The sequence below is a fragment of the Deltaproteobacteria bacterium genome, assembly GCA_003696105.1.
Lineage (GTDB): Bacteria > Myxococcota_A > Polyangia > Haliangiales > J016 > J016.
Genome location: RFGE01000079.1, coordinates 1 through 11,168, shown reverse-complemented (window position 1 = coordinate 11,168; position 11,168 = coordinate 1). Strand labels below are relative to the sequence as shown.

The following is an 11,168-nucleotide window of genomic DNA, read 5'->3' as shown; positions in this document are numbered from 1 at the left end:
GACGATCGAACGCGACTTCAAGCGCTATGTCGGCGCCCAGATCGGCATCTACAACCCGAGCGGTGAGAAGGTCGGCCGCGTCAGCCACATCCGCAACAAGGAGTTCCTCTACGTCGCGTCGCGCGAGGACCTGTCCGCCGCGCTGCGCCCGATCGCCGCGTCGGGCGGCCGGCGTGCGCCAGCTGCGCCCGCCGCCGGCGCGAAGCGGTAGGCGAGCGCGGCCCCCGCCCCGCGACGCCGCGGTGCGTCAAGCCGGCGCGCCGGTCCGGTGGCCTCCAATTGACAGGCGGGCGTTCCGCGCGGGACGATCCAAATGGCCGCGGGGGCGGCCGTTTCATGCCGGATGCACGCCAGGCCGCGGCCGCTGAGCCGCTCTCACCGGGGCAGATCGTGCTCGACCGCTATCGCGCGGTGGAGCGCATCGCGCTCGGGGGGCACAGCGTGGTCTACCGCGGCGACGACGAGCGGCTCGCCCGGCCGGTCTGTATCAAGGTCTTCCACAAGATCGGGGCGTCAGACGGCCTGTGGCGCACCAGCTACGAGCACTTCGTCCAGGAAGCGTTCGCGCTGTCGCAGCTCACCCATCCCAACACGTTGCGCATCTACGACTTCGGCCACTTGCCGCCCCGCGACGGGGATCCCCCCGACCGGGGGCTGCCGTTTCAGGTATCGGAGTACATGGACGGCGGGACCCTGTCGCGACGCGTGCGGATCGAGGGGCCACTGTCGGTGGACGACGCGACGGCCATCACGGTGGCGCTGTGCGGCGCGCTCGCCGAGGCGCACGACCGCGGCATCATCCATCGCGACATCAAGCCCAAGAACATCCTGTTTGCCGGTACGGCGGGCGGGCGCGCCGTCAAGCTCGCCGACTTCGGCATCGCCAAGGCGACCTCGACCGAAGATATCGACGTCCGCCGCTATCGCGCGTCGGACACGCGCGTCATCGCCGGCGAGCACGTCACGATGTTGTCGCCGCGGTGGGCGGCGCCGGAACAGCTCGCCGGCGACCCGGTCGGCCCCGCCACCGACATCTACGCGCTCGGCGCGGTCACCGTGTTCATGCTCACGGGGATCGTCCCGTTCGCGGCCGAGGGCGCGGTCGAGGCGCAGCGCCGGCGCGAACGCGCAGCGGACGTGATCCGGGCGCTGTTCGACGGCGTGGCGGCGCCGCCGGCGGTCGTCGACGCGCTGGTGGACGCGTGCCGCTACGATCCGGCCGACCGCCCTCGCGACGCGCTCGCATTCGCCGACGCCCTCGCCCGCGCCGCGCGCCGGACGCGCGCGCCGTCGCACCTCACCCCGGTGCCGCCGCCGGCCGACGGGGCGGCCCGCCCGGCCGCGCCGCCGCGCCCGCTGCGCGTTGAGGACGCCGGCGCCGTCGTGGCGGGCCGGCGCTGTGTGTTCGTCCCGACAGACGGCGGTGCGGCCGACGTGGCCGCCGCCGGCGGCGCGGTCCGCGCGCGCGTCTCGATCGTCCCCGGCGCCGACGGCTACTGCGCGGGCGTCAAGGGGCTTTCGTGTTTCGTGGCGCGCGGCGGCGCGCGGCCGTCCGTCGCCGTGCAGCTGTTCGAATCGGCTCCGGTGGAATTCGTTCAACCGAACGGTGAGGTCGTAGCGCGCGCCGACATCGACCTCGGGCGGCCAGCTGCCGGCCACCGGGTGTTCGACGTCGGCGGCGTCCCGGTCGCGCTCAGCGTCGACCAGTGCCCGCAGGCCGTGGTCCTCGACTTCGGCCCCGACGCGGAGTGCGTGTTCGTCTACGCGCCGCCCGCGCGCGCGATGGGGAGTGCCCGCGCGACCGGCCGCCGCCGAAGGAGTTCGTGACATGCCTTCCCACCCGCCGAAGCCGCCGCCGAAGACCGCGCCCCCCGCGCAACGCCTCGACTACGACGACGGGGAGAAGACGATTCCGGCGATGGACCTGTTTCAGGTGTCGCCGTACATCACGCGCACGCGCACCTACGCGTTCGTCGTCGACGAGAACCAACAGCCGATCGAACTCGGTTCGGGCCGGTTCGCCAAGGCGTATCTCGGCGAGGAGCGCTGGGTCGAATCGAAGACCACGTTCCGGCGCAACGTCGCGATCAAGATCCTCCAGTCGGGCGTATCGGCGGAGGACGCCATGCGCTTTCAGATGGAGAAGGAGATCCTCGAGCGCGTCCAGGGGCACGACAACATCGTCGAACTGCTCGCCTCGGGCGAGTCGGACAACGAACACTTCATCCCGCCCCAGCTGCGCGGCATCGTCGAAAACGACTTCATGATCCTCGAACTCCTCGACATGTCGCTCGAGGAGCGGCTCAAGGGGTCCCGTGCGCGGCGGCGCCGCGACGACCTGCTGTCGGTCAGCGCGCACGAGCGGCTGTTTCGCGTGCTCGAGTACATGATGCCGATCGCGACCGCGATCGAGTACGCGCACCTCGTGCGCGATACGTGCCATCGGGACATCAAACCGGCCAACGTGCTGCTCAAGCTGCCCGACCCGACATTGCGCGGCTCGCGCCTGCGCGTGAAGCTCGCCGACTTCAACGTGGGCAAGGCCCGCGACCCGGACATGGACGTGTCGATGACCCGCTTCCAGAGCGTGCCCGGCACGCTCTACTTCCAGAGCCCGGAGCAGGAGACGAACAGCTTCGAGCTGCTCGTGAACGTGCAGCAGGGATCGCCGGAGGTCGAGTTCTTCGAGGACTTCTACATCGACATCCACGAAAACGACATATTTTCGCTGTACAACCGGCCAACCGCGTACACGATCGCCGGCGCCGACCGCGGCCGCAAGAAGCTCATGCTGACCACGCCGTACGCCGAAATGTCGGAGACGAACGTGCGCGCGAAGGTGACCAAGGCCGTCGGCAGGCCGGCGGACATCTACTCCCTCGGCGCGCTGTTCTATTACCTGATCAGCGGCGCGTATGCGAACCCGAAGACGCTGTACGACGCGTTCCGCAAGTTCATCGAGTACGAGCGCAAGGACGAGAGCAACACGGTCGCGGCGTACATCGAGCACGAGTACAGCATCATCCAGAATCTGCGCGCACCGCGCAGCGAAGAGGGAGAGGGGATCGAACTCGCGCCGGAGGACCGGTTCTTTTCCTACAAACACTACCTCGACGGCAACGGCGAACTGATCGACCCGCGCATCATGCTCGTCATCGCCAAGGCGATGATCCGCAACAAGCCGGACAGTTACTGCCTGTCGTGGGACCTGTACACGGACGGCATCAGCCGGTTCGTCGACGACCTGAACATGTTGTACGTACAATTCGGCATGGACCCGTCCGCGCGGTGGGCATACCTGCGTGAGGGTCACGGCGCCAACCGGCCTCCGGGTGCGATGCGACGGGCGTGGGACCGCCTGTCGGCTCGACTGCGGCGCAAGCGATAACCGGCCGCGCCGGATCGGCGGTCACCGCGTCTCGGACTGCCGGCGCTTGTCGAGCGCGTCGAGGATCGTCTGCGCTTTCTTGAGGCGATCGCCGAGCAGGTCTTCATCGACCTCGTACTCGGTGCGAAACTCCAGCCCCTCCTCGTACAAAAACGCGCTCGCGTCGTCGTCGTCGAGGTAATCGGCGATCTTTTTGCCCTTGTACGTGAGGGTCGGCAACCGCTCGAGCTTCTGCTCGAGCCACTCGTACCGGTCGCCGATCGCCTCCCGGCACAGCGCGAGATCTTCGTCGAGCGACGCAAAGAAGCCGTCGAATCGGGAGCGAAGGGTCTCCGCGTCCTCGCCGCCGATCGCGACAATGCGCTGAAGCGCCATGCGCAAAAGGATCGCGCTGTCGCAGTAGTTCGAAAAATCGTCGGGCGGGACGCCCGGCAGGTGGCCCTGGCCGATCGTCGAGATGATCGCGCCCACGGCGACCTCGCGCGCCCCGCGCGCGAGATCCTGGTCGGCCGCAGCCTCGTAGAGCATCTTGATGTCGTGGGGCAGCGAGACCAGCCATTCGGTCATCGCGGCCCTCAGCCGACGTTGCGCGTCTGCTTCAGGCACCGGTGTCATCTCCCTCGGGTCGTCGGTTGGCCAGTCGGTGTCGAAGGGCTCCCGAATCATACCGAGTTAGCGCGGCATCGGGGGCCGAAACGAGTACAGAATGCCCGCCGCGACCGGCGCGTAGACGCCGCCGAATCGGACGGCCCCGATTGCGCGCACTCCGTCCCAGGCGCGACCGGGGGCCAGCGGAACGTGCTATCCTCGTGAGACGGCCGTGGCGTCCAAACGCTCGCCGATTCTCGGCTACAACCACAACTTCCGCCACCGCGGGAGGGTGTTCCACGTCCAGACAGAGGACTCGGGCGTGGACAATCCGCACATCTATACCCACCTGTTCCACGGCGGCGTCATCATCACGACGCGCAAGCTCGACTACGACCCGGAAGCGGCCGAGGAGGTCGTCAAGTCGCTGATGCAGGCGCAGCACAAGGCGGTGCTCAAAGAGTTGAGGGCCGGTGCGTTCGACGCCAAGATCGTCGATTACCTCGGACCGCACCCGGACGACGCCCCCGACTCCGCCCGGCCCGAAACCGTCGCTCCCGACGACGCGCCAGCTCCGCCGCAGGCGGCACCGCCCCGCGAAGCGCCGCCTGCGAGCCACGCGCCGGTGCCCGAAGCGCCGGTCGTCCAGTTTGCAACGCCCGCGCCCGTCGAGGACGCCCCGTCGCTACCGGTCGAGATCCATCAACCCCGCCCCGTCGACATCCCGGCGGAGGTGCACTCGCCCGCGCCGCCCGGCGCGCCCGTGCCGCCCGGTGCGACGTCGTACGTCCACCGGCGAGGCGGCGTGCGCGAGGCGCCGCTGATGAACACCGGCCAGATGCGCGCGATCATCGGCGAGGAGGAGGTCCGCGCGCAGCGGCCCCCGTCGGGCCCCGTGCCGATCGCGACGGACGACGCCGCGCCGCCGCGCGATGCCGCGCCGCCGCGCGACGCGGCGCCGGCCCGCACGACCGCGCGGCCGTCGGTCGCGCCCGCCGCGACCGGGACCGGACTGCCTCGGCGCCCGGCGGTGTCCACTCCGCCTCCGATCCCGAGCGCGGTCCCACGGCCGGCGCGGACCACCACCCAGCGCGACGCGGTGACCACCGCACGGGGCGTTCGCCCGGCGGCTCGCCAGACGACCCAGCCGCGCGCGGCGGCCGGCGTGGTCGTGTCGCGCCCAGCGGTCATCGTCGGCGCGCCGCCCAAGCCAGTCGGCGGCGACCCGCGACCGCCTTCGCCGCGGCGACCGCCCCGGCCCAGCGCGGCGCCGTCGTCGGCGCCGCCGCCGCAATCGCGCCCGCGCCGCGCCCGCGCGGCCCGTGAGGAACCGCCGGCCGACAGCGTGTTCGGCGGCGACCTGATCTCGGAGCGCAGCCTCGACGAGGTCATTCTCGCCTACCTGAGCGAGGACGGCGACGAATGACCGCGCCCCGCCACGGATAGCATGCAGTTGCACCCGACGGCGAACGACGACACGCACGCGCGCGATTGCGCGCACACCGACACCGCGCTGTCTCCGGCCGGCTCCTCGACCGGTCGACCGACAACGCCTGTTTCGATGCGAGCCGATGTATGACGACCTACAAGCTTCCAGACCGCGACGTCGTGATGTACGCGCGGCGCGGCTGCGGCTACTGCGACGCCGCGGCGGCGCTGCTCGACGAGCGCGGAATCGACTACGAGCACATCGACGTGACGGGGGACGATGCGGCGCGGCGCTGGCTGCGGGAAGTGACCGGACGCCACACGGTGCCGCAGATCTTCATCAAGGGACGTTCGATCGGCGGCTTCACCGAGTTGAGCGCGCTGGATCGCTCCGGGGAGCTGGCGCGGTTGCTGTCGTCGTCGCAGTGATCGCGGCCGCGCGGCCGGCCGCGGCCCACGACGCCGTGGGGCCGGTGACCGCGGTGCGCTGCGGCGACACGATCGCGGCGAACTATCACGTCGCGGGGCCGGCGGCGGCGGCGCTCGTCGAGCAGATGGACGCCGACGGCTCGGGCACGCTCGACCCCCGCGAGCGCGCCCGCCTGGCGAACTATGCCGCACGCGTCACCGCCCGATGGCTCGGCCTCGGTCCAGACGCGCGCGTCGGCCCGGTCGACCTCGCGGTCACAGCCCGCGCGGTCGACGCTCGCACTCGGTGGCGCGTGCAACCCGGCGCGATCTTGCGCGTCGACGTCCCGGTCTTGCCGGGCGCGCGCGCGGGCCGGCGACGCGGCGCGGCGCGGGCGTGCGCCAACCCGCCGCCCGCGAGCCCGTCCGCCGCGCGTCGGGGTTCGCGAGGACGGCCCCCGCGCGGGCACGCACGCGCGCGCTCAGTCCGCGACGCGCCACTCGGCGCCGGCCGGCGTGTCGAGCACTTCGACGCCCATGTGCGCGAGGCGATCGCGCAGCTCGTCCGCGGCGGCAAAGTCCTTGCGCTTGCGGGCCTCCGCGCGCTCGGCTACCAATCGCTCGACGGCCTGCACGTCGATGCCCCGCTTGCTCGCCAGCCGGTCGCGGCGGGCGGTCAAGAACGCATCCGGGTCCCGCGACAGCAGGCCGAGCGCATCGTTGGCGACCGACCGGATGTCCGCGGCGAGCCGGCGCAATGACCGGCGCCGCACGTCCTTCGGCCCCCCCTTGCCCTCGTCGAGCAGCTTGTTGGCCAGTCGCGCCGCCTCGCCGAGCGCAGCGATCGCGACCGGCGCGTTGAAGTCGTCGGCCAGCGCCGCACGGACCTCGGGCACCAGCGCGTCGGCGCCGTCGACGACCGGCCCGTCGCCCGGATCGGGGGCGGCCCGGTTGAACGCGTCGAGCCGCTTGAGGGTCGTGTAGAAATACTCGAGCCGTCGCTCGGCCTGCTCGAGGTCCGGAAACGCGGGCTCGCCGTCGCGGTCGACGACCTCGAGGTTGATGGGGGAACGAATGTGATGCGACAGCAGAAACAAGCGCACCGCTTCGGGGTCGTGGTGGCGAATCACCTCGGCAATCGAAAAGAAGTTGCCGAGCGACTTCGACATCTTCTCGTCGTTGAGGTTGACGAATCCGTTGTGCATCCAGTACCGCGCAAACGACGCTGGACCAAACGCGCCTTGCGACTGCGCGATCTCGTTTTCGTGATGCGGGAACACGAGGTCTTTGCCGCCGCCGTGGACATCGAACGCCTCCCCGAGGTGCTTCCACGTCATCGCGGAGCACTCGATGTGCCAGCCCGGCCGCCCCTTGCCCCACGGGGAGTCCCACGCGGGCTCGCCCGGCTTCGCGGCCTTCCACAGTGCGAAGTCCACCGGCGCCCGCTTGCGCTGATCGACCTCGACCCGGGCGCCGGCGCGCAGGTCGTCGATCGACTGGCCGCTGAGTTGGCCGTAACTCGGGAACGTGTCGACGGCGAAGTACACGTCGCCGTCGACCGCGTAGGCCTTGCCCGCATCGACGAGTCGCTGGATGAGTTGGATGATCGGCTCGATGTGTTCGCTCACGCGCGGCTCGACGTCCGGTGGCAGCACGCCGAGCATCGCCATGTCGCGGTTGTATTCGTCGGCGTAGCGGCGCGCGAGCGCGACCGGGTCCTCGCCGCGCTCGTTCGCGCGCTGGATGATCTTGTCGTCCACGTCCGTGATGTTGCGGACGAACGTGACCTCGTAGCCGAGGAAGCGGAACGCGCGCCGCACGAGGTCGAACGAGATCGCCGACCGCGCGTGGCCCAGATGCGCGGAGTCGTACGTCGTCGGACCGCACAGGTACATCGACACCTTGCCGGGCTCGCGCGGCTCGAACGGAACCTTTTGCTTGCGGAGAGAGTCGTACAGGCGGATCGGCGTCACGGTGTGGGTTCCATGGGTGGGGAGCGGCGCGCCCGCGCGATGTCGAGGACGCCGCGCACGAGCGTCCACGCGAACAGCGCGGCGAACGCGGCCATCAACACGTACAGAGCGGTGAGGTACCAATACGCGCTCGGACGCTCGTCGGTCAACAGCACCATCGCGTCGTCGGGGACGGCGTGCGGCACCGCGATCGCCACGCCATCGACGTCCTCCCACGCAATCTCGTGGTCGCCGAGCGCGACGCCGCCCGGCCCGCCGCGCAGCTCCCCCCACCGCGCGGTGATCCGGTCGACGACCGGGCGCACCTCGGCGGCGAACAGGTCGTGCTCGGCCAGCGCGCGGCGCAGCGGCTCGAGCCCGCCGGGGGCCGGAACGCGGTACCACAGCGCGAACTCGTCGCGCCGGACGGGCGTCGCGCCGCCCGGGATCACGCCGGCGGCCTCGAGCGCGCGTCCCCACGCGGCCTCGTCGCCTCGCTCCGGGGTAAGTCGCGCGACGACCTCCGCGCGCCCGCGTACGCGCTCCGTAATGTCGACCTCGGTGGCGTCCGTCACCGCGAGCTCGCCGCCGGCCGGGTTCGCGACCGCCGCGGCGCGCGCGACGAGCGCCGCGCGAAACGCGTCGATCGCCACGGCCCGCGGCCACGGCGGCTGGTTCGCGACGTAGGCGCGCAGCGCCGGGAAAAACGGCAGCGCCGCCGCGCGCCGCAGCCGGCCGCGGTATACCTCGTCGTGCGCGGGCTCGGCGGTCCACGGATTGCCGTCGGCCCACAGCCACAGCCGGTCGCCGGTGCCGAGCACGGGCGTCACGCGGTGACCGCCGATCGCGGCGCCCGTCGCGACCATCGCGGCGAAGCTCCGGTCCGGGACGGTGCGCGCCGCCACGAAGCGATCGACGAGCGCATCGGCGTCGGCCAGCAGCGCCGCCGCGTCAGCGACCGCCCGCGGTTCGCCCGGTTCGCGTGAAAACCGCAGGTCGGCGCGCAGCGACGCCATCATGTAGATGCAAAACACGACGACACACGCAGACAGCACGGGCCCGACGCGCACCGCCGGCCGCCGAAGCGCGACGAGCTCCGGATCGAGTTTGCCCTTCGGAAACGGCGCGCCCGGCTCGGGAGCCGGCGAAGGCGTCGGATCGCTCGTGTCTGCGGAGTCGGTCATGTCGGGGGCGGTGACGGGCTAGTGGCCGTCCCTGAATGCAGCGTGACTCGGGCGAGGTCCACGACATCGCGGGCAGCGCAAAACGAAGGCGCTCGCCGGGGCCACGGGACCGAGGAGCCACGCAACCGGAGGGTTCCGGGACACGGCAGGTCGCGTTCTGTAGGGAGGGACAACCCCGAGCGCACCGACCGGGTTGCCCGGCCGAATCGGATCGCCGAGGTCCGAGCAGCGCACGCGCGACGACAGCCGCGGGGCGGCCGGGGCTCGAAAGCGCGACGCAGCGTGAGGGCTCACGGACATGGCACGAGGTGCGACGGATTCAGGCCCCTCTAGTATAGGGGCAAGTTCCGCGGGGAACACGCCGGCGCCGGCGCGCAGTCGACGCCGGCGAACGAAAAACGGCGGACAGGCGGGCATCGCGGGGCCGGAGTGCGAAATAATGTCCCGAACGGGATGCCGAAGCCGTCCGACATCGGGATGCCGCTGTTCGACCGGCTGGTCGACGGCGAGTTGCGGGAGGATGCCCCCCAGCCGGGGGACCGCGACCACCCGCTGTCGGTGAGCGACGCGATTCAACTGGCGCAGCGCGCCCTCAAGGCGCGCATCGGCACGATCTGGATCGAGGGCGAGGCGGTCCAGGTCAAGCGCGCGGCGTCCGGCCATGTCTATTTCTGTCTCCAGGACGGACGCGACGGCCGACTCAACGCGGTGCTGTGGCGCGCCGACGCGGCGCGGCTCCGGTTCGCTCTCGAAGAGGGCCAGCACCTGTTGTGTCGCGGTGAACTCGGCATCTACCCCGCCGCGGGCAAGCTGCAGTTCTACGCGAAGGCGATCGAACCCGCCGGCATCGGCGCCGAGGCGCTCGCGCTCGAGCAGCTCAAGCGGGCGCTGGCCGCCGAAGGGTTGTTCGACCCCGCGCGCAAGCGACCGCTCCCGCGACTGCCGCGGCGGATCGGCGTGGTCACGTCGCGCTCGGGCGCGGCGGTGCACGACATCGTGCGGGTCGTGCACCGTCGGTTCCCGGTGCCGATTCTCGTTGCCGACGCGCAAGTGCAAGGCGCGGCCGCGCCAGAGCAGATCGTCGCGGCGCTCGAAGCGATCGTACGACATCCGGTCGACGTCGTGATCGTCGGTCGCGGCGGCGGCTCGGCCGCCGACCTGGCGGCGTTCAATGACGAGCGCGTGGTGCGCGCGATTGCGGCCTGCCCCGTGCCGGTGATCAGCGCCGTGGGACACGAAGTAGACGTCACGCTCGCCGACCTCGCCGCCGACTGCCGCGCGGCGACGCCGTCGCAGGCCGGCGAACTCGCGGTCCCCGTGCGCGACGAGCTGGTCGACGCGCTGGTCAAGCTCGAGCGGCGGCTGGCCCGCGAGCTGATCGTGCGCGTCCGCGATGAACGCCAGCGGATCGATCGCTGGACCGCGGCCGCGCAGCGCGCGATCGCCACGGCCGTCGCGACGCGCCGGCGCGACCTGGCCGAGCTACAGCGCCGCGTCGAGTTGCACCACCCGCGCGCGCGGCTCGAACGACACCGCGGCGAAGTCCGGCAGCTCGAGGCCGCGGCCGCCGCGGCATTCGACCGGCGGCGCACGGCGGCCGGCCGCGACCTGGCCGAGCTGGCGGCGCGCCTGGACGCGTTGAGCCCGCTGCGCACGCTCGACCGAGGCTACGCGATCGCGCGCGCGGGCGACCGCGTGATCACCGATGCGCGGTCGGTCGCCCCGGGCGACGGAATCGGCGTGGTGTTGGCGCGGGGACGGCTCGACTGCACCGTGGAGCACGTACATGAGCCGGAAGAAGACCGCGAGCCAGAGCCAGCGTAAGCGAGGAAAGACCAAGCGCGCGAGCACGTCGCCGGGCGGCAAGGCGCGCGCGCCCTCGAAGCGGAGCCGGGCGAGCCGCGCGCAGCACGACGGCGGCGCGCGCGACGACACGCCCGGTTCGGCCGCCGTCGCGCAGCCCCGGGCCGCCGGCGACGACGGCGCGCGACCGTCGCCCGGCGCGCCGGCGTCCGCGCGCCGCCGCGCACCGCGCGTCGCGCACCGCGGCGTCGTCGCGATCGCCGAGACCGCGGCGACGCACCGCGCGCGCGCGGCGGAATTGTGCGTCGACCTCGGCTACGAAGTCGCCCCCGACGATCGCGTCGACACGATCGCCGCACGCGTCGCCGCCGGCGACGTCGACGTCCTGCTCACGGCGTTGCCCGGCGGCGAAGCGAT

The 11,168-nt window shown here is 71.8% G+C and carries 10 protein-coding genes; 7 read left to right on the top strand and 3 right to left on the bottom strand.

Annotated features, from left to right (window positions below; genetic code table 11):
• The 3 genes from D6689_05075 to D6689_05065 all read left to right on the top strand — a co-directional run.
• A partial coding sequence (locus tag D6689_05075) for a hypothetical protein (protein ID RMH43475.1) occupies nucleotides 1-211 on the top strand: 211 nt, incomplete at its 5' end.
• A 125-nt stretch (nucleotides 212-336) separates the two neighbouring features.
• Nucleotides 337-1,827, top strand: coding sequence for a serine/threonine protein kinase (locus tag D6689_05070; protein ID RMH43474.1), 1,491 nt, complete (start codon nucleotides 337-339; stop codon nucleotides 1,825-1,827).
• 1 nt (nucleotide 1,828) lies between these two features.
• Nucleotides 1,829-3,388, top strand: a complete 1,560-nt coding sequence (locus D6689_05065) for a hypothetical protein (protein RMH43473.1) — start codon at nucleotides 1,829-1,831, stop codon at nucleotides 3,386-3,388.
• Nucleotides 3,389-3,409: 21 nt separating this feature from the next.
• Here the strand turns inward: D6689_05065 and D6689_05060 are convergent, their stop codons facing one another.
• On the bottom strand, nucleotides 3,410-3,955 hold the full coding sequence (locus D6689_05060) for a hypothetical protein (protein ID RMH43472.1): 546 nt from the start codon (nucleotides 3,953-3,955) through the stop codon (nucleotides 3,410-3,412).
• A gap of 253 nt (nucleotides 3,956-4,208) precedes the next feature.
• Here D6689_05060 and D6689_05055 point away from each other — a divergent pair, with 253 nt between their 5' ends.
• Both D6689_05055 and D6689_05050 read left to right on the top strand, forming a co-directional pair.
• Nucleotides 4,209-5,402, top strand: coding sequence for a hypothetical protein (locus D6689_05055; GenBank protein RMH43471.1), 1,194 nt, complete (start codon nucleotides 4,209-4,211; stop codon nucleotides 5,400-5,402).
• 149 nt (nucleotides 5,403-5,551) lie between these two features.
• The gene (locus D6689_05050; protein RMH43470.1) at nucleotides 5,552-5,833 is read left to right on the top strand and encodes a glutaredoxin; all 282 of its coding nucleotides are present in this window, start codon (nucleotides 5,552-5,554) and stop codon (nucleotides 5,831-5,833) included.
• 461 nt (nucleotides 5,834-6,294) lie between these two features.
• On the opposite strand, the gene D6689_05045 is transcribed toward D6689_05050, so the two are convergent.
• Together D6689_05045 and D6689_05040 are read right to left on the bottom strand one after the other, a co-directional pair.
• Nucleotides 6,295-7,785, bottom strand: coding sequence for a cysteine--tRNA ligase (locus D6689_05045; protein RMH43469.1), 1,491 nt, complete (start codon nucleotides 7,783-7,785; stop codon nucleotides 6,295-6,297).
• Nucleotides 7,782-8,948: a hypothetical protein gene (locus tag D6689_05040; GenBank protein RMH43468.1), complete on the bottom strand. Its 1,167-nt coding sequence runs from the start codon at nucleotides 8,946-8,948 to the stop codon at nucleotides 7,782-7,784. Before D6689_05040 ends, D6689_05045 begins: the two co-directional genes overlap by 4 nt.
• 453 nt (nucleotides 8,949-9,401) lie before the next feature.
• Here D6689_05040 and xseA point away from each other — a divergent pair, with 453 nt between their 5' ends.
• Together xseA and D6689_05030 are read left to right on the top strand one after the other, a co-directional pair.
• Nucleotides 9,402-10,772 (top strand): exodeoxyribonuclease VII large subunit, encoded by a 1,371-nt coding sequence (gene xseA, locus D6689_05035; GenBank protein RMH43467.1) that lies wholly within the window; start codon nucleotides 9,402-9,404, stop codon nucleotides 10,770-10,772.
• The coding region (locus D6689_05030; GenBank protein ID RMH43466.1) for a hypothetical protein at nucleotides 10,735-11,168 on the top strand (434 nt) is incomplete at its 3' end. The genes xseA and D6689_05030, both read left to right, overlap by 38 nt.

Excerpts from the sequence above, each read along its gene's own strand:
- D6689_05070 (RMH43474.1), top strand. The coding sequence starts at position 337 with ATGCCGGATGCACGCCAGGCCGCGGCCGCTGAGCCGCTCTCACCGGGG.
- D6689_05065 (RMH43473.1), top strand. The coding sequence starts at position 1,829 with ATGCCTTCCCACCCGCCGAAGCCGCCGCCGAAGACCGCGCCCCCCGCG.
- D6689_05060 (RMH43472.1), bottom strand. The coding sequence starts at position 3,955 with ATGACCGAATGGCTGGTCTCGCTGCCCCACGACATCAAGATGCTCTAC.
- D6689_05050 (RMH43470.1), top strand. The coding sequence starts at position 5,552 with ATGACGACCTACAAGCTTCCAGACCGCGACGTCGTGATGTACGCGCGG.
- D6689_05040 (RMH43468.1), bottom strand. The coding sequence starts at position 8,948 with ATGACCGACTCCGCAGACACGAGCGATCCGACGCCTTCGCCGGCTCCC.
- xseA (RMH43467.1), top strand. The coding sequence starts at position 9,402 with ATGCCGAAGCCGTCCGACATCGGGATGCCGCTGTTCGACCGGCTGGTC.